At 63.0% G+C, this 17782-nt stretch carries 14 protein-coding genes; 1 reads left to right on the top strand and 13 read right to left on the bottom strand.

Going from position 1 to position 17782, the window contains the following annotated elements; all coding sequences use genetic code 11:
• Window positions 1-230 precede the first annotated feature (230 nt).
• From ACO054_RS01205 to ACO054_RS01160, 10 genes are all read right to left on the bottom strand, one after another.
• Window positions 231-1922, bottom strand: a complete 1692-nt coding sequence (locus ACO054_RS01205) for a S8 family serine peptidase (RefSeq protein ID WP_421708619.1) — start codon at window positions 1920-1922, stop codon at window positions 231-233.
• The gene (locus tag ACO054_RS01200; RefSeq protein ID WP_421708618.1) at window positions 1919-2584 is read right to left on the bottom strand and encodes a hypothetical protein; all 666 of its coding nucleotides are present in this window, start codon (window positions 2582-2584) and stop codon (window positions 1919-1921) included. Before ACO054_RS01200 ends, ACO054_RS01205 begins: the two co-directional genes overlap by 4 nt.
• Window positions 2581-3159: an RNA polymerase sigma factor gene (locus ACO054_RS01195; protein WP_421708617.1), complete on the bottom strand. Its 579-nt coding sequence runs from the start codon at window positions 3157-3159 to the stop codon at window positions 2581-2583. Before ACO054_RS01195 ends, ACO054_RS01200 begins: the two co-directional genes overlap by 4 nt.
• Window positions 3156-4259 carry a hypothetical protein gene (locus ACO054_RS01190; RefSeq protein WP_421708616.1) on the bottom strand — a complete coding sequence of 368 codons (1104 nt, stop codon included), beginning with the start codon at window positions 4257-4259 and terminating at the stop codon, window positions 3156-3158. The genes ACO054_RS01195 and ACO054_RS01190 overlap by 4 nt, the downstream gene beginning before the upstream one ends.
• Before the next feature lie 106 nt (window positions 4260-4365).
• Window positions 4366-6261: a hypothetical protein gene (locus ACO054_RS01185; protein WP_421708615.1), complete on the bottom strand. Its 1896-nt coding sequence runs from the start codon at window positions 6259-6261 to the stop codon at window positions 4366-4368.
• A 445-nt stretch (window positions 6262-6706) separates the two neighbouring features.
• Window positions 6707-8050 carry a hypothetical protein gene (locus tag ACO054_RS01180; RefSeq protein WP_421708614.1) on the bottom strand — a complete coding sequence of 448 codons (1344 nt, stop codon included), beginning with the start codon at window positions 8048-8050 and terminating at the stop codon, window positions 6707-6709.
• 169 nt (window positions 8051-8219) lie between these two features.
• Window positions 8220-9557 carry a hypothetical protein gene (locus ACO054_RS01175; RefSeq protein WP_421708613.1) on the bottom strand — a complete coding sequence of 446 codons (1338 nt, stop codon included), beginning with the start codon at window positions 9555-9557 and terminating at the stop codon, window positions 8220-8222.
• 161 nt (window positions 9558-9718) lie between these two features.
• Window positions 9719-10519 (bottom strand): nuclear transport factor 2 family protein, encoded by an 801-nt coding sequence (locus ACO054_RS01170; RefSeq protein ID WP_421708612.1) that lies wholly within the window; start codon window positions 10517-10519, stop codon window positions 9719-9721.
• Between the two features lie 247 nt (window positions 10520-10766).
• A complete protein-coding gene (locus ACO054_RS01165; RefSeq protein ID WP_421708611.1) occupies window positions 10767-12761 on the bottom strand; it encodes a DUF2207 domain-containing protein in 1995 nt (664 codons plus the stop codon).
• Window positions 12758-13294, bottom strand: coding sequence for a LemA family protein (locus tag ACO054_RS01160; RefSeq protein ID WP_421708610.1), 537 nt, complete (start codon window positions 13292-13294; stop codon window positions 12758-12760). The genes ACO054_RS01165 and ACO054_RS01160 overlap by 4 nt, the downstream gene beginning before the upstream one ends.
• 202 nt (window positions 13295-13496) lie before the next feature.
• Here ACO054_RS01160 and ACO054_RS01155 point away from each other — a divergent pair, with 202 nt between their 5' ends.
• On the top strand, window positions 13497-13733 hold the full coding sequence (locus tag ACO054_RS01155) for a hypothetical protein (RefSeq protein WP_421708609.1): 237 nt from the start codon (window positions 13497-13499) through the stop codon (window positions 13731-13733).
• A gap of 300 nt (window positions 13734-14033) precedes the next feature.
• Here ACO054_RS01155 and ACO054_RS01150 read toward each other — a convergent pair whose 3' ends face one another.
• The 3 genes from ACO054_RS01150 to ACO054_RS01140 form a co-directional block, all read right to left on the bottom strand.
• Window positions 14034-14240, bottom strand: a complete 207-nt coding sequence (locus ACO054_RS01150) for a helix-turn-helix domain-containing protein (RefSeq protein WP_421710403.1) — start codon at window positions 14238-14240, stop codon at window positions 14034-14036.
• 165 nt (window positions 14241-14405) lie between these two features.
• Window positions 14406-15764: an NAD(P)/FAD-dependent oxidoreductase gene (locus ACO054_RS01145; protein WP_421708608.1), complete on the bottom strand. Its 1359-nt coding sequence runs from the start codon at window positions 15762-15764 to the stop codon at window positions 14406-14408.
• 322 nt (window positions 15765-16086) lie between these two features.
• The gene (locus ACO054_RS01140) at window positions 16087-17703 is read right to left on the bottom strand and encodes an OFA family MFS transporter (RefSeq protein ID WP_421708607.1); all 1617 of its coding nucleotides are present in this window, start codon (window positions 17701-17703) and stop codon (window positions 16087-16089) included.
• Window positions 17704-17782 lie beyond the last annotated feature (79 nt).

Here is a 17782-nt window from a genome sequence, read left to right as displayed (position 1 = left end):
GGCCTACCTCGGCGATCTGGAGCGCCGCGACCGCCGTCCAGCGATAGCTTGGCGATTCTGTCTCATCTGCACCGGGCCTGCGGCCGGATCCGACCTAGGCCAGAGGCGGTGGTCAGGCTCTCCGCCGCGCGCAGCGGCGCCAGGGGGTCCGTCCGCGTCGGCCGATCCCGTTGGACTGCAGGCTGGTGAGGCATATGCCGGCCGGCCTCGGCGACGCGGCGGCGCTGGGCTCAGCAGGCTGCTGCTTGAACAAGGCCCCATCCGAAGATTTCATCACGCCCTGGCGATCCCAGGTCGAGAGCGTTCTGAGCAAGACGGCGTTGCAGGTCACCACGTAACGTTAAGGCTGCGAGGCCGCCGCGCTCCGACTTCGGAAACTCCCTTAGATGCAGAGCAAGGACAGCAGCGGCAAAAGGTAGAGCAAAAGAGGTCCCCGAATAGTACTTGTGACTACCGTCTGACGCCGCCGCCCAGATATCCACACCCGGCGCCGCGAAAGCGACCTCCGGCCCGCGGGCGGCCCGGGCGTAGACTGCGCCTTCCACATCAACGGCTGTAACTGCGTAAGTCCATCGGCTCGAAGCCGGGAACGCTACAGGGCTGTCGGCTCCGCCGTTGCCGGTCGCCGCGACGAACAGCATGCCGCGGTCTGCAGCGGCGAGAAGGGCCGTTTCGACCGCTGCATTCTCCTCCCCCTCCAGGGCCATGAGCACCAAATCAGCGCTCTGCCGCCCGAGCCAATCGAGCGCGGCGATCAAACGACCGGCGGTCGTACTGAGCCCTTGCGGCGAGTCGGCCAGGGCGGCCGCCGCATGGAGACGCTGCCCTTCCAGAAGACCGGCTGTCCCGGAGTGGGGATCTTGGCCGACCAGCAGGGCCGCAAGCGCGGTCCCGTGGTCGCTCGCCCCGACCGCCTCATCTCCCGACAGGAAGCTTGCCGCAGAGGGGGCCGCCAAACCGGAAAACGCCGGGTGATCCCAGTCGACCGCGCCGTCCAGGAGCCCGAGTTCCAGAGACCCAGCCGGCAGCCGACAGCCGGGCGGCGGCCGTGCGAGGCCGATCATTGCCGCCGCATAGGTCCGGGCAGCCGCCGCTCGGAAGGCCGTGTTGAAATCGAACACGACCTGCGGAAAGGCGGTGCGTAAGTCGTCTAGCAAAGCCCCGATCCCGCCTGGCAGGGCCGCGGCGTCGCGCGGCACCAACCGCAAGAGCACCATGCCGAGCCCGTCGAGATCCAAGCGCTCGACCAAGATCAGATCGCGCTGAACGAGATCGCCCACCAGAGCGTCGACCGAACCGAGGAAAAGAGGCGAGAGCACCGCCGTGCCCTGCAAACGTGCCGTGGCCAGGATCTCGAACCCGGAGTCACCATCGGCCACGGCGGGCACCGATGCGTCGGGACAGGCGCGGAGCGGACCACCGAGGTCGATCGCGTCGCGCAAGCGAACGTCGCGGACAACCACCAGACGATAACTGCGGTCGAGTAGCAAGTCTGCCTGAAGCGGTATGCGAGCGCTCCATTCCGACGCACCGTGGCGCAGCGTTTCCAACGTGATCGACTGCTCGCCCGAACGAAGGACCAGGGACAGCTCGCGATCGGAGACGTCTCCGGACAATCCCTCCGCCAGATTCCGGCCGCGCGCTACGATCAGGCTACCAGGTCTCAGACACCCCGCGACGATCTGCTGAATGGTGAAGGGACGAGTTGGGTCGACCGGAACAGCTTGCGGCTGGAGCCGCGGCGGCGTAGTCGGTTGTCCGCCGGGTCGCGACGGCTGCGGCGCGGCCGGCCCCCCTGGCCGCTCGGGCAAAAGGCGGCTTCCGTCGGAGTCCTGCCGCGCGGGCTGCGATAGGGCGTCGGACACAGGGACCGCGAGGATCGCGATCCAAGCGGCGGCCAGGAGATTCAACCAGGGTTTCATTCGAGCGTCACCTGCTCGACCACATCGTCCCGGGCACGCAGGCTCTGTAAAAGAGCCTGTACCCCCCCATCCCGGGCGTCGGCAGCGACAGTGTAGAGCCCCAGGGCCGAGGGCCCGGCCACGATCTCCAATCTTTCGCTGCGCAGTAGCGCTTCGATGTCGGCCGCCGTCGCATCGGAGCGGAAAACCAGATGGAGCCTGGCACCGCCCCGCTCACGCTCCGTCCCCGGGTCGCCACCGGCAGCAGTGAAGCGGTCGGTCTGGACGAGGTTCATGGTCAACATGCCGGCGCCGAGCCCGATCACAAGGGCAAGGCTGGCGACCAGGGCCAAGCGTCCGACCGGACCACCCTTGACCGAAACCGCTGGAGAAGCGGCGCGCGGAGCAGGCGTCTGGCCAGCGGTCTCGTCTTGCGTGCGGAGCTCTCGCTGTAGTCGGCGCAACCCAAGCTCCCCGGGACTGCGAACCTCCCGATCGTTGTCTTCAGCAGCTTTTACCCCGCGGGCCAGAGCGGAGAGAAAAGCGATTTCTGCGTCCAACTCGGCGTTCTCCGCCCGCAGCGCATCGATCCGCCGACGGTCGGCGTCTCCGAGCGTTCCGTTGACGTAGAGAGGTAGAAGCTCTTCGACTTCCCGGTCGAAAGACGGAGTCCGGCGGGTCATGCGCTCCTCCTCAGGCGGCGGACCAGACAGCGCTTCAGGGACTGCTTGGCATGGAACACGCGAGTCTTCACCGTACCTTCGGGACGTCCGATGACCTGGGCGATGTCGGCATAGGAGAGCTCCTGATAGAAGGCGAGCTCCACCACCGTGCGCTGCTCGGCCGACAGCTTGTCCAGACAATGGCGCACTTCCGCGGCCTCTTCAGCCACTTCGATCAGGTCCAGAGCGCTGGGATCGTCGCTGGCAACTTCCCTACCTTCGCCGTCGTCGAGATCCGTCACCGGACTCTTCTTGCGCAGCCGGTCCATCGTCTTGTTGAAGGCGATCCCCAAAAGCCAGGTCGACACGCGCGACTTCTCCCCGAAGTTTGCGGCCGTCCTCCAGACATCCAGGAAGACGTTGTGGAGTACGTCGGCAGCTTCGAAGGGATCGTTCAACTTCTTTTGGATGAAGCGAAAGACCCGCCCCTCGTAGGCCCGGTAGATCTCGGCAAAGGCCTCGTGATCCTGCTGCGCGACGCGACGCAGCAGGGCACGGTGACTCTCTTCTTCGGGAGGAACCGCCTGTCGGGTCATTGCCGCGAGAGCCGGCGGAACGGCGATACGCCGATCACTTCACCAGAGGAACCGAGAGCGCGCAGGCGCCAGCGATAGTCCTGTCCCAGCGGCAGATGCCGCAGACTGAGTTGGCTGAGGCGCGTCTGCGTCTCTGTCCCGGACACCACGCGACCGGACAGCGGGGCGGTGGCGGACGGCGGGCCGTCTCGCAGCAAGGGCACTTGCAGCGTCTCGGCGGGAGATCCCCCGTCGTCGGCAAAGACCTCTATCTGATAGGCCGCCGCATTCGGCAAACCGCGCCAGGAGAAGAGGGTCGCCTCGGTCAAGGCGGAACCGTCGACGGGCGACAGGAGATCGATGTCGGCGACTGGCGGCAGAGCGGAGGGAGTAACGAAGTAGCGGATTGCCGAACGCTCGGTGAGACTGTCGGGCTCCGTTACCACCAAGGCGACTTCGTAGAGACCGGCCGACTCAGTCGGCAAAGGAGGGCTGAAGAGGCGCAAGCGCCCGGTCCCGGAACTCAGCAACGGCCGGCGAACCAAAGCCAAAGTGCGGAACCGGCCGCTACCGCGCAAGCCGTCGGCGACACTCACCTGCCACTCCGCCTGCAGCAGTCCGCTGCCGGAGAAGCGGACATCGGCCACGGCCCGTAAGCCGCCGTCGCGCGCCACCACCTGGGTGCGCGACCCAGTCTCGAACTGAAGATCGATACGCTGCACGGCCAGTAAAGCCTGTCCGCCGCCGGGGCTTAAACGCGCCGTCTGGGTCGCAGCGGCTCCGCTGTCCTGGAACGTTCGAATGATCACCGCGGACTGACCGCTGCCTTGGGCCAGGGCCCTTGCCACCGAAGGCGGAAGCGACAGGGTCTCGCGGAACACGAGCGTCTCGCTGCTATCCGGTGGAATGCTGGTGGTCCGGGCGAGCAAGCGCGGCTGGCTCAAAAGGGTCCGCCCGCCCAGCGTGATCCGCACCTCCGTCGAGCGGGTCGTGTCGGAGACCGGAACCGTCGACCCGAAAGGATCGCGCGGTTGACTGCGATTGACCCGCCAGGTCAGGGACACAGCGCCGCCGTTGGGTCCCACTGTGACCTGTGAGGGAGAGACGCCGACACTGTTCACCTCCGCGCGCGCGCCCGTCGGCCAGGCATGAAGCCCTGCGGTCAGAGCAAGCAGCAGCGCTCCGGCGCGAAGGGTGGCTTGCAGACGCGGCAGAGCCCACCCGTCCTTAGTAGGAGACCGGCGCCAAGAGCCGAATAACCGCGAAAGCTTCATAGGATTGATCCTCATCGCTGCTGCTGTCCCCCGTCTCAAAGGAGCCGCGCAACGCGAATTCGAGCCCTGCCTCGTTCGCCTCCGCAGCACGCAGCCTCCACGCCAGTTCCCCGTTCACCAGGTGTCTGTCGGGTAAGTCTGCGTCTCCGCTGGAGAGGTTCATATTATAGTCAAGCGAGAGGCTCAGCCGCTCCGGAACGACCTCGGCATCGAACCCGATCAAGCCATTGACCGTGTTGCCGTCGCCGCCGGAATCTTCGACTCCACTATACTGGGCGCCCAACGAAACTCCGAGCCGGTCGGTGACGCTCCAGAAAACCGAGAGATCGGTCGTCGCGCTATCGCTGTCGCCGTCGGTTGCGCCGCGGTCCTCCAGAGAGCTGCGCTGGTGCTGCAACTGCCAGCTCCAGTCGTCATAGCTGGATCCGACACCGATGTACCAGGAGAGGAGATCGCTATCGCTATCGGGACCGGCGTAGGCGTCCGGCGTATCCTTACGCCGCAGCCTGGAGTGCGCCGCCCCGAAGGTCGCGAAAGGCGAGCCGAGCAGCTCCCGAAGCTCAGCGTCATTGGGATCGAGCAGGAAACTGTACTGCCCGTTGAAGTCGAAGCTGCGCAAGCGGTCGGTCGGCAAGCCCGACAAGTCGTCGACGTTGTTGGTTTCATCGCGCCCGGCCAAGGTTCCGAAGAAACCGCCCCAGGCCAACTCGGCCGAGGCAAAGAGGCTCTCACGATCCTCAGCCGCCCCTTGATTCGCCACGGAGCCGAAGAACGTATCTAGGCGTTCCCAACCGGCTCCCAGTCGAAGATCCATCGTTTCGCCGGCCAAGTCTTCTCCCTGCAGAAGCTGATAGCCGGCACGCAAAGCCACGGCGTTGCCGCTCTCCTGCCTGACGCTCCCGGAGTCGCCGTCGACGTCGAAGTGGCTGCGCGCAAACTCTCCGTTCAGGCTGAGGCGCCTTTGCATCCAAAGCGAGTCGAAAGACACCGCCCAGCCCTGTCCCTCGCCCGGATCGAAGTCTTCGTCTTCGATGCCGAAGGAGTCTGCCGTACCCTCTTCTCCGGTATAGTAAAAGCCGGTGATCGCAAAGTCGTCTTCGATCAGCTCGAAGGGTCTTGCCGTGATGGCACCGCCGTGGACATGACCGCTGCGGTCACCCAATCCGAAAGGATCGCGCGCGCCGACCTGGCTCTCCGCGCCGAGGGTAAAGATCTGGCCGCTCAGTCGTCCTGTCCCAAGACCGCCATGGGCCGAGAGCCCGCGGCGATAGAAGCCGGAGGCCAGGAAGTTGTCGAAACCCAGGTCGTGGTTGCCGGCAGTGAAGGCGGCCGTGAGCTCTTCGCCTTCGTAGAGGAGCTGGCTGCTATGCTCTCCGATGTCGAAAACCTCGTCGGTCAGGCGTGCAGCGCTGTCGCTTTCCAGGAAGTAGTTGGCGGCGCCGGAAAAACGCCACCTGCCTTCCCCATAGGCCTCGACCTGGCTGCCGCCACCACCTGAAACCGCAAAGCGATCACCGGAGCGGCCGCCGCCCTCCTCCAGCAGGCGGCCGATGATCTCCAGAGCGTTGTTGGATTCGAACTCCGCATCGAGATCATCGCCCAGCACCGCCTCGGCGGTTGGCAGGGCCTCGACGGTAAAGGTCCAGCTCCCGAGCTCGACGAACTGCCCCTCATCAGTGTAGGCCAGCACGCTCAGCAGATGTATCCCCGACGTCAGGGGTTCGGGCGGCGTCACGAGGTAGAGGTCGCCCTGAACCTCTACCAACGCCGTCACGTCGATTTGGTCGATCTCGATTTGCAGCGTGCTGTAGTCGATCCCTGGCAGGTCGGGAGGAATCCGGAGCTGCAAGGGCTCCTCATTGCGGTAGGGGTCTCCGCTTGGATGGATGAGATCTAGACTCTGAGCAAGCGCTAAGCGCGGAGACAAAGGCAGGCAGATCAGTGAGGCCAGCACGAGAAGGCTGCCAAGCGAGCCAGGCGAGACAAGTCGCCCCCAAAGGTTACGGACTATCGGCCCGAACACCGCAAACATGCCAGATTCCCCCCAACGGTTGGCATGCGGTTTTCCCATAAACTTTCTACTCGTTCCGATAAGTATTCGGCAAGTCCTGCTCCCGTTTATGCAGAACAGGTATTCCTCAAACTCCGCAACCACCGACAACAGAACCGGTGACAGCCCGGAATCCGACCGTGCGATCCCGGGCCGCCGTCCAGTCCGCGGGTGGCGGCCTACTGCCGACCGGAGAGGTGAGGCAGCCGCCCCAAGCTCGCGAGATACCTCCGCAATCGATCGATCACTGTGGAATCGGCTGGGCCGGCGCCTGCGGTCGCCGCTCCCGCAAACGCGGCGACGTCTCGCGCTGCCGTTCGACGCGGTCGCGTTGCAACGGCTGCTGCTGTCCGGCCGTGGGAAACTGAATCGTTGCGCTCGGCAAGTCGGTGACCGGCTGCAGGGTCAGCTCGGACGCTGAATCGCCCCCCGGCGCCTGCTGGAAAGCCCCTAGACCGCCACCGTCCGAACCGCCGAGATCGACAGTCGTCTTGGGCAGGCAACGAGCGCTCCAGGAGGTATGGTCGAGGACAACCTGGTTGGCCGGGAAGTAGGGCTCATCCTTGTTCTTGTAGGTGACGCGCAGCTGCAGCACATGCTCCTTGGTTTCCAGCGATTGCGGACCCTCCCACTTGATGTCGTAGGGAAAGTCGAAGCTCCAGGCGCCTTCGGTGTTATAGAAGGGCAAGGGTCCCGAAACGTAGACCGGATCCTGGTTCTCGTTGAAGGCCCAGACCCGCACCTCGCCGTGCCCGGTACCCTGCAGGGTCGCTCGGAAGTCCGCCTGGGCCGGGCAGTGTCCGACATAGGGCGGATCCAATGCCGTGATCGTGCCTCCGGTGATCTGGATCGGCATCTCCTCAGCTTCATCGAGAATACTGTCAGCGGCGAAGGGAGGGAGTGGCGCCACACCGTCCGCGATATCTGGATGCTGTATCTCCGGCACGAACTTCATACAGCGTACCGTCAGAAGCAGGTCGCTCAGGCCGACCATCTGGCTCGTTTCGGCGGCGATGCCGGTCTGCCAGATCAACCCGTCAGCTCCGACGTTGTATTGGAGCAAGCGGTCCTCGCCGAAGATCTCCTGCTTGCTTAGGCCCTGCTCAGCCAAGCTGGCCGCTAAGGCGTTACAACGCGCGGTCATGAAGTCACCAACCACGCCGGGGACGTAGACCGTCAACGTAACCGTCTGCTCGAACTCTTTCGGCCTCTGACCAACCGGCCAAGTGTGGGACATGCCATACTCTTGAAGACTGGGAAATTCCGGCCCCTCCGTACCTTTGGCGGGAAGGAAGCGAGGGTAAAGCGAGAAGCCCTTGACCCTTGTCCAGACATTCGCATCGGAGGTGCCGGAAACCTTGTAGGTGATGTCGAAGTTCAGTGGCGGGACAGCTGGGCCGGTATAGCTCTCGCCGTTGCTTCGGACGTCGATCGGCTGTCCACTGAGGCCAAAGTCGAGCTGAACCGCCTCGGCGTGTCCCCAGAGGATTGGACCTGCAGCCGATGGCGACGAAGCAACCAACGCACCGGCCCCGATCAGCGCGAAAGCCGAAATCGTTCGAAGGAGGAAACGAGAAGTACGGATCATCATCTTTCTTCTCCCTGTCGTCCCGGACCGCAGCGCGGCGGTTCTTCCGTAAGTCGGCGACCTGGCGAAGACGGTTCAAAACAATGGAGATGGAGAGAGAGTATTGAACGGCGGAGCAGCCCGAACCCGAGGGCATTCGGATCCGGGCCACCGCCGTCCGGCAGGGGGATTACTGCGGGACGGGTTGGCTGCGGAGCTGCAGGCGGCGCGGCGGAGGCTCCCCGGGACCGCCGACACGTGGCGCCATCACTCTGCCGGACGGAGCCGGCTGGCGCTGGAAGGTCGCGGTTGGAGCCTGCACGGGCCTCGCCGGCTGCAGTTGCAAGCTCCGGCGAGGCTGCAGCACCGGCTGGGGTTGGCCAGCGGACGGCTGGAAAATCGACCCGCCGGGCGCGTTGGCTTGCGGTGCGGCGCCGAAGCTACCCATGCCCGAATCCTCCGCGCCGCCCAGGTCGACCGTCGTCTTCGGCAGACAACGCGATGTCCAGGTGACGTGACCGAGCTCCAGAGTGTTCAGGTGATCCAGAGCCTCGTCCTTGTTCTGCCCGTTCACAATGAGCTGCAGCGAATGCCCCTTGGTCGCCGTCGGGTTCGGGCCTTCCCATGCCACGGTGTAGGGGAAGTCGAGCGTCCAATCGCCGGACTTGTTGTAGAAGGGCATGCCGGGGTCGGTGATCTCATGGAGCTCGCCGGCTCCATCACGGAACCCCAAGTGAACGGTTCCTTGTCCCGTCGCCTGCAACACGACCCGGAAGTTGGCCGTGGCCGGGCACTGCCCGACATAGGGCGGATCCAGCGCGACAATGGTTCCACCCATGATCTCGATCGGCATATCGTCGGCCTGATCCAGAATGTCGTCCGCTTCAAAAACGGTCGGATCGATCTGACTCATGCCACCCGGAAGCTGCGGGCCGGTCCAGCGCTCGCAGACCACGGTCCAGGGATGGTAGGCGCCACTTGCAACCCAGAGCGAATTCGATCCTGGCCCGGTCGTCTCTGCGTCGCCGGCGGCGGTGACGTCGAAATGCACCTCGCGATCCACGCCGAAGATCGCCTGATTCGACAAGCCATCGGCGCGAAGTCCGTTCGCCAGCGCGTTGCACATGAAGACCGCGTTGGCTTCGACCGCTGCGTGCGGGATGGACGTCCAACTCGTCTCTTTGACGCTCTTGGGCCGGTCGCCGACCGCATAGTCCCTTGACCTCTTGTAGGGCTCGAGACCCTCGATTTCAGCAGCAATGGTGCTACCATTGACTACCGTCGGCCAGAAACTCCAACTCTTCACGCGGCCGGCCTTCCCAGTGTCGATATCCACCTGAACATGGAGCTTCGTCCATCCAGAGGGATCCTTCAGCCCGGTGTATTCACTGCCGTTGCTCACCACCACCAGGGCTGCCGGATCGAGACTCTTGGGGAAGAACATTGCACTCTCAAAAGCCAGCGCCGGAGAGCCGGTCAGCGCCACTAGGGCCGCGCCTGTAAGTAGATTGGAGATCTTGGACAGCATCGCACTGCTCCTTCAAGACAAGGCGGCCAAGCCGCGGTCTTCCCTTTGGTCGAAGGCGAGAGCGATAGGGTTCACGGAAATCCACGACACCGACCAAAAAAATGCCCGGCTGGACCCGCCGGGCACCTCTGGTGAGGCAGTCTTCGGACGCGTCTCAAAAGCTAGTTGCGCAGTACCCGCCAACCTTCTGCCGTCTTCATCCAGATACGGGCCTGGGCAATCGTCTGGCCGGCACTCTCGCTGCCATCCTTCCCGACAAACCGCAGTGGTCCCTGACCGCTCGGGTCGATGGCCTGATAGGCGCGCCCGCCCAGAACCGGTTTGATCGTGATCTCTTTAGGCGCCATCACGTCGAAGTCCCCGCTGGTCAGAAAAAGCATGGCCATATGATTGAGGAGACCTTCCCGCTCTGGATGGACGAGCCTCGCATCGTGCAACAGCGGGTCATGGTACGTCAGGAAGCCAGCGACATCGCCGCTGCGAGCGACCTTGCGCAGATCCTCGATCGCCGCCTCCAGGCCGTCGTCGTCGGTCGGCTCCGCGTTTAGATAAACGTAACCGGGGACATCGTCGTAGAAGAACGCCTCCGACACGCGGCCCGGCGTATCGATCTCTGTCAGCAGCAGGCTTTCGGCATTCTCTCCCGGCGCATCCGGAAACACGCCCTCACAGCCGACGAAGATCTCGGTCTTGGCATTGGCCACCCCCTCGGGACCGGACAGTACGATCTCCAACGTATTCTCTCCCGGCAGCAGCAAGTCAGGCGCGATCCAGTTTCCCTGCGACGACGCCAAATCGGGATGAAGAGTGACTTCGTTGACAAGAATATGCAGCCGACCGTCGCCGCCGGTCTGGTAGGCGATTCCCAACTTCTCCTCGCAAGCTTTCACTGGCATGGATAACACTCCTAGAATTGCGACGACGGACACAAAGAGACCTTTGGACGTCAAAGGACGGGACATGAATGACCTCTCGTTTTGCCGACACCAAGAACGGCGCCGAAGGTGGCGCAGGAGCGGAGCCAACCTGTGCAAGAGGACGCAACGACCCGGCCACCCGCACCCATCACTCGCGATGCGGCAGCATGGGCTTGGCCGGCAACTCTGTCGGCTCGCGTCCTAGCGGTTTTGTCCGACCACTACTTGCCCGTAAGTCGGTTCGGAACCGATAACGGTTCAATCCGATTGGGTGTGATCGAGCGGCGCCGTCTTACCAGCTTCCCCCACCGCCCCCACCGCCGCCACTGCCGGAGGATCCGCCGCCACGCGAACCGCTTGACCTCTTGCTGGGGCGGCTGGAGGCTGTCGAGAGCGTACGGCTGAGACCGCCGCTGAGACGGGAACCGACACCTGCCAAATTCGGCCTGTCATCCCGAAAACTGGAAGAGCGATACCAACGCGGCTGCCGCTTGGCCTGCGCCAAGCTGGCGGCACTGGCTGTCGCCTGGAAGCGGACGGTCCACTCCTGCTCGACGCCCAGAGCCATGGCATAAGGCAGATGCCGCTCAAAGGTCTCCAGCGTCATCTCCGGCGCGGCTGTGAGCTGGTTCATGCGATCGCCCTCGGCGACCGAGAGATAGAGACGGTAGCCCGCGATCCGATCGAGAACTTCGCGTCCCTTCGGCGTCGGAGCCTTTAGGAGATGCCAGAACAAACCGGTCGAAACCAGAAGCGCTACCAGAGCCGCGGCGAGAAGCCAGCCGAAGACATGGGAAGCCAACGCGAGTGCGAGCAACGGCAAAAGGCAAAGGAGCGCAATCAGCAACAGGCCGAGCAGCGCACGCCCCGCCCTCTTTCTGCGCCCCTGCAGCAGCTCTCTGATTGACGGCAGGAACTCCTGGCCGACCACGAGTGCCGCGACCAGAAGCATGATGGCAAAGACGCCCAGGAAAGGCGGCAGGATCGCGAACTCCGGCGCACCAGCCGGCAAAGCCTGCAGCGCCAATCCGCCCAAACCGCTCAAGACCGCCAAAGCGGCGCCGGCGCTCCATATCCCGGTGTTGGCGCGGAAATAGGCCTGTCCGTAGTCGTCCCTCAACACGGCGGCCTGCCGGCGTACGGCCTCCGCGACCGCCGGTGTATAGCTTGGGCGGATCACCACCTCGCCGCTGCCGTTGGGAAACAAACCCTCCAGCACTTCGGCCTCGCCGGGCGGTAAGGTTTCGGGGTCCTCTCCCTCGGCCGTGCGTGCTCCCTTACGGATCGTAAAGCGATTGTCGCCCTCTTCGATGGTCAGCCAACCTTTGATCGCGAGGTTAGTCAGTGCGACGGTGAAAGCCGTGGCCCGACCGAAACTGCCATGCGGCAGACTCCAGATCTGTCCCGTCGCCGCGGGCGACAGGTCGTCGGGCGGTGCGAAGAGTGGGATGATCAGACCCTTGCGCGGATCGCGCCCGATCCGTCGCCACTGCCAATAGAAATAGGTGAAGGTCGCGATCAGACCGATCAGGGCCAACAACAGACCTGGATTATCCTGCACAACATCCCGAAGATGATTCGCGGCGCTTGGCTGTGTCACGAAGCCCTTGGGCCAGGACACGGCGACGGTCAGGCCCTCGCCGGGACTCAGGCTTCGGGTTGTCCTAAAAACAAGGCCACCGTCGGGCAACCTGCCGAGCGTGAAGTCCTCTCCAGCTCCCTCGACGTAACCCGTGTAGGCCGTTGCATCCCGGTGCTCCGCGTCGCCCGGCAGACGAATGCGCGCTTCCGCCCGATTGATCGGATGTCCCCAGTCGTTGCCGGTCACGTTCCAATACAGTTCGTCGACGTCGTCGAGGAACAGAAGCTGTCGGTCGGTGAGGTAGGCGATCCGGTAGCGATGCAGACCCTCGTCCAGGAAGACGCTCTCTCGGCCGATACGGATCCGTAGGCCGGCCAAACCAGGCTGCAGAAGATAGGCTTCGGAACTGCCGTCGCGGGTCACCTCCAGCAGTTCGAAGCCGACCCTCTCGGTGAGCCCCCAGGTCGTGCGGTAGGCCGTCGGAAAGTCCCGGAAGATGCCGCGCTTGCGGCCGCCGGGGGTCACCAGGAAGTCGATTTCCTCCGTAACAAGAAGGTCTCCGTTTTCCTGAACGACGATGTCTGCAGTGAAGCGAGAGATACGATCAGGGTCGCCGCCGAGCTCCGCCACGACCGGAGACGAGAACAGCAGACAGGCAATCAGCAGCGCTGGAACCGAAGAGCGCCGTCGAGCGAGGCGGATCACGTGACCTGTCCGCCACTGATCTTCGGCACAGCGCGATCCTTGAGCGAGTCGACCTCGTAATAGGTCGCTTTGATGAAACCGAAGCGCCCGGCCACAAGACGGCATGGGAAGGAGTCAATCTGGATGTTCAGATTACGTACGGCGCCATTGTAGTAGCGTCGCGACATCTGAATATGATCCTCGATCTCCTCCAGGGTCTCTTGCAAGGCGAGGTAGTTCCTGTCGGCTTTCAGATCCGGATAGCTTTCCGCCACAGCCATCAGATTGACCAGGGCTCCGCTCAGGTCGCTCTCGACGACAGAGCGTTCCCCGGCCGAGCTGCTCTGCACCGCCTCGGACTTCGTTCTGAGCGTCGTGACCCGCTCCAACACCTCGCGTTCATGGGTGGCGTAGGTCTGCACGGTGTCGACCAGATTAGGGATCAGATTGGTGCGCCGCTTAAGCTGCACGTCGATGCCGCTCCAGCCCTCCTCCACGCTTTGCCGCTTGGCAACCAAGCGGTTGTAGATCACTACGGCCCAAAGCAAGAGCACCGCAATTAGCACAGCAAGAACGAAGACGATCGTCAGAGTCTCCTCTTTCAGCCGTCAAAGCAGGCCGATCCCTCGCGCTGAAACGTACACTGCGGCGCGTTTTCTGGCCTCCCGTTCCTTAGTCGGTGGGAGTTTCCAAAAGGTTCAGTGTTTTTGCTTCATCGACAAAGCGGCGGGTAAGCGAGTCTAACGCCACAAGAGCATGGACGATCTCGCCGATATGACAGAATCGCTCGGGAATTTCAGTAACAGCGTGCCGGAAACGCCGATCTCGCGTGGTGCCCGCAAAACACAGAAGATGAAGGATAATCAACGGGTTGCGATGGTGGGCGCGGCTGGGATTGAACCAGCGACCCCTACGATGTCAACGCGCAGCGGACGGGAGCCGATAGGCATTTTCAGGTACTTACGCGCAGCCGAGGCGACGAACGCGCGGTGAAGGAAGCCGGAACCAGAGAAAGCCCCGGGAAAGGCCTTCGCCAGGTCGCAGGATAGCTTTGCCCTTTCGCTGTTTGCCCTTCTCCGCCTCGCAGCGCTTCTGGCATTCTGCTTGCGGTTCGTGAAGACGACTTGTCAGAAGCGAAGGATTGCGTTGGCTGTGCGTCCCAACCGGAGACGTCGGGCCAGCGGTAGCCTATGAATCTTCGCCAATTGGAAGCTTTTCGTATGGCCGTGCAGCACCCCAGCCCCGGCAGCGTGCAGCGTGCAGCGCGCAGGCTGAGTCCCTGCAGGCGCGCCATCAGAAGATCTTCTCGATGTCGGAAGAGCTTCCCCGCGTACGCTCGTGGACCGTCAGTTCGAGGTCGAGAGCAGCCAACACCGCAAACAGGCTCTCGAGGTGAGCATTCTCATCGCGCTCGATTTGCGAGATCGTGGCCTGACGTAGGCCCGCCTTCTGGCTCAGATCGGTTTGGGTCAGCTTCAACGCCTTGCGGTGCTGCTGGATCGCGCTGCCAAGCTATTTTGGCGTCCGAATCATAGTGCTCATGCGAAAGAAATATACGGTGCAGCGTGTAAAACGTCGGTATACGGCAAAGCGTGTAAAGTAAAAATATACGCTAAGCCGCATAAGTCGTACTTATACGGTCAAGCGTATGGATTGCTTGAGCCTTCACGCAGAGTGCCGCTCATCGTCGGGTGGGACAAGATCAGGGCCATGATCGGTGGAACTGCGGCCGGCATAGATATGCGGTCCAGTGATCAGCCTGGCGCCGCGCTCGAAGCTGACATAGGACCAAAGCCATTGCGTCGCGACGATGAGCCGGTTGCGCAGGCTGATCAGAAAGTAGATGTGGGCGATGCCCCACAGCCACCAGGCAAGCCATCTTTTAAGCCGTAGACGCCGGAACGCGATGACAGCCGCCTTTCGGCCGATCGTGGCGAGCTGGCCCAGATCGCGATATCGAAACGGCGCGGGTGGCGGTCTGCCGGCAACCCGCACCTTGATTGCATCAGCGACGTAGGTGCCTTGTTGCTTGGCGACGGGGGCGATGCCAGGCAGCGGCCGGCCGGCGGCGTCATGCGTGAGCGCCGTATCGCCGATCACAAAGACATCCTGGGTACCCACCGGTTTCAGGTCTGCACCTACCGGCACACGACCGGCCTGATCGCCATCCAAACCCAACCAAGAGGCCGCCGGCGAGGCTTTCACGCCCGCCGCCCAAACGATCGTTTCAGCGTTCACGCGTTCATCACCCAGCGCCACGCCCTCGGCGTCGCACGCGGTCACGGCCTTGCCTAGCCGCACATCGACACCAAGGCGGGCAAGCGCGTCGGCGGCGTAGTCCGATAGATGTTCCGGAAATCCCGCAAGCACGCGAGGCCCAGCTTCGACCAACACCACTTGCGCTTGGCCAGGATCGACGTCACGAAAATCAGCCGCGAGCGCTTTGCGTGCAAGTTCCGCCACAGCGCCGGCCATTTCGACCCCGGTCGGTCCGCCGCCGACAATGACGATGGTCAATAGCCGGTGCCGTCTGGCTGCATCGCGCTCCATCTCCGCCCGCTCGAAGGCGAGGAGCAGCCGGCGACGGACTTCGGTGGCGTCGTCGATCGCCTTGAGACCAGGCGCATGGGCGGCCCAGCCGTCATTGCCGAAATAGCCGTGTGTCGCGCCAGTCGCGAGCACGAGAACGTCGTAACCGATGTAACGGTCACTGAGGCGAACCCGCTTCCCCGCTTGGTCGACGTCCGTAACCTCGCCCAAGAGCACGCGTGTGTTCTTCTGTGATCGGACCAATCGACGAATAGGCCAAGCGATGTCGGCCGGCGACAGTCCGGCTGTCGCCACCTGATAGAGCAGCGGTTGAAACAGGTGGTGGTTCTCGCGGTCGATCAGCGTAATGTCCACGGGGGCTTTCGCGAGCTTCCTCGCAACGGTGAGCCCTCCGAAGCCGGCACCGACAATGACGATATGCGGACGGGTACGCCGCTTCCACCTTTCATCGGAAAGGTCCGAAGCGAAACGCAAATCAGTGTTCTTACTTGAGTATCTTCTGCCGGACACTGCCCACCATCTCGCCAAAGTTCACTTGCGTATCACCCGCTAGACACAGTTCTTCACCGCCATATCGTCGCCGTCATAGCCGTGCTCGTCACGACGTCCCTCAAAGGTCCGCCCGGCCGAGTGGCCCTGCTTTATAGGCCCGGCACGAACGATCTCGTAAGCATATAGCTCGGCGGAAGCGAGACCCGATAAGCCTTTACAGCGGTCTCACGGCTTAGACCGAAAACACCCGCTGCCTCACGAAGGTTGCCGCCCTCCAAGAACACAAGTTGCTGAACGCCGACAATCAGCCGAAGAGAGCGAGAGTCTTTTGCAGTGTGGCCCAGACTCCCCACGTAAGCGGCAATCCGACGGCCATCCAGGCCAGTATCGCTGGAAGATCGAATCGTCCCCGGCCAATGCCGTAGGAACCGCTCCTGACTGGCGTGGACCGGTCCTGCGCTTGGAGCGCGGCAAGTTCCTCGGCCGACATGAACCACTTCTTGTCGAGTGGGCGCACAAGTGCGTTCGCGAGCAGTCCAAGCGCAAGGAATCCGGCAAGAATGTACAACGTGAAATCATAGACCTGCGCGCGAGGAACCCCTGCTGCGATCTGCGCTTCCCGGATGTAGTTCACAACGACCGGTCCGAGGACACCCGCTGTTGCCCAAGCCGTTAAAAGCCTGCCGTGAATCGCGCCCACGAACTGGGTGCCGAAGATATCGGCCAAGTATGCGGGCACTGTCGCGAAGCCGCCGCCATACATGGATAGGATGATGCAGAAGATCGCCACGAACAGCACTTGGCTACCCATGCCAGCAGCAGTCGGCGCCAGCGCGTAGAGCGCAATGCCGAGTATGAAGAAGGCATAGTACGTGGTCTTGCGACCGATCTTGTCCGACAGGGACGCCCAGAAGAACCTCCCACCGATGTTGAATAACGACAAGAGCCCGGCAAAGCCCGCGGCGATTGCAGCGATCGCTGCAAGCTGACCGCTGTCCAGCTGCGTGAAGCCGAGGCCGGGCTCACCGATAAGCCGGCCGGCAAAAATCTCCTGGAGCATCGGCGAAGCCATACCGATGACGCCAATGCCAGCGGAGACATTCATACACAGCACGATCCAGATCAACCAGAACTGCCTGGTCTTGTGCGCGTCGCGCAAGTGGACGTGACCGCGTGTGATCATGGTGTTGGTTTTCGCTTGGGGCGGCGTCCAACCTTCCGGCTGCCATCCTGCCGGGGGAACCCGATATCCGAAGGCGCCAACCATCATAAAAACGAAGTAGATTGCTGCCATCACGAGAAAGGTTTGCCAGACACCCACCGATGTTGAGGTGGCAAACCAACCCATGAGAATATCGGCAAGTGGAGCGCCGATCACAGCGCCGCCACCGAATCCCATGATCGCCATGCCGGTCGCCATGCCTCGTCGATCCGGAAACCACTTGATCAGGGTCGAGACCGGGGAGATGTAGCCCAGTCCCAGCCCAATGCCGCCGATGACTCCAGCACCAAGCCACAGCAACCACAATTGATGCGTCATGATACCGATCGCCGCGACGACCATTCCCCCGCACCAACATATCGCCGAGACGAAACCGGCTTTCCGAGGACCGGCCGCTTCAAGCCAGCCGCCCCAAATCGCAGCGGAAGAACCAAGCAGCACGAAGAACAGGGTGTAGATCCACCCGAGATCCGATACGCGCCAATCGCAACTCGTCGTGAACAGCGCGGTCACGAGGCTCATACCTTCGCAGGCCGCAGGCTCCGATACGCCGATGGCGCGAGACAACGGCAACCAGAACACCGAGAAGCCATAGGCCATGCCAATGCAGAGATGAATGGCGAGCGCTGCGGGGGGCACCAGCCATCGATTGTATCCCGATTGCGCGATGATGCGTTCACGGGACAGGAGCGCAGACATACTGCTGCTCCGCCCCCAGGTTTGGTGAGGAGCCGTCATGTTTCCTCCCTGCCCCGTCAACGATGGGGTTGGACGACAC

The sequence above is a fragment of the Algihabitans sp. genome, from assembly GCF_965226985.1.
Lineage (GTDB): Bacteria > Pseudomonadota > Alphaproteobacteria > Kiloniellales > DSM-21159 > Algihabitans.
The sequence above is the reverse complement of the archived record's forward strand: the minus strand, read 5'-3'. Positions and strand labels throughout refer to the sequence as shown.

What these genes read in the sequence shown, in the direction of transcription:
- ACO054_RS01205 (WP_421708619.1), bottom strand. Translation starts at nt 1,922, where the DNA reads ATGAAACCCTGGTTGAATCTCCTGGCCGCCGCTTGGATCGCGATCCTC.
- ACO054_RS01200 (WP_421708618.1), bottom strand. Translation starts at nt 2,584, where the DNA reads ATGACCCGCCGGACTCCGTCTTTCGACCGGGAAGTCGAAGAGCTTCTA.
- ACO054_RS01195 (WP_421708617.1), bottom strand. Translation starts at nt 3,159, where the DNA reads ATGACCCGACAGGCGGTTCCTCCCGAAGAAGAGAGTCACCGTGCCCTG.
- ACO054_RS01180 (WP_421708614.1), bottom strand. Translation starts at nt 8,050, where the DNA reads ATGATCCGTACTTCTCGTTTCCTCCTTCGAACGATTTCGGCTTTCGCG.
- ACO054_RS01175 (WP_421708613.1), bottom strand. Translation starts at nt 9,557, where the DNA reads ATGCTGTCCAAGATCTCCAATCTACTTACAGGCGCGGCCCTAGTGGCG.
- ACO054_RS01170 (WP_421708612.1), bottom strand. Translation starts at nt 10,519, where the DNA reads ATGTCCCGTCCTTTGACGTCCAAAGGTCTCTTTGTGTCCGTCGTCGCA.
- ACO054_RS01155 (WP_421708609.1), top strand. Translation starts at nt 13,497, where the DNA reads ATGGACGATCTCGCCGATATGACAGAATCGCTCGGGAATTTCAGTAAC.
- ACO054_RS01140 (WP_421708607.1), bottom strand. Translation starts at nt 17,703, where the DNA reads ATGTCTGCGCTCCTGTCCCGTGAACGCATCATCGCGCAATCGGGATAC.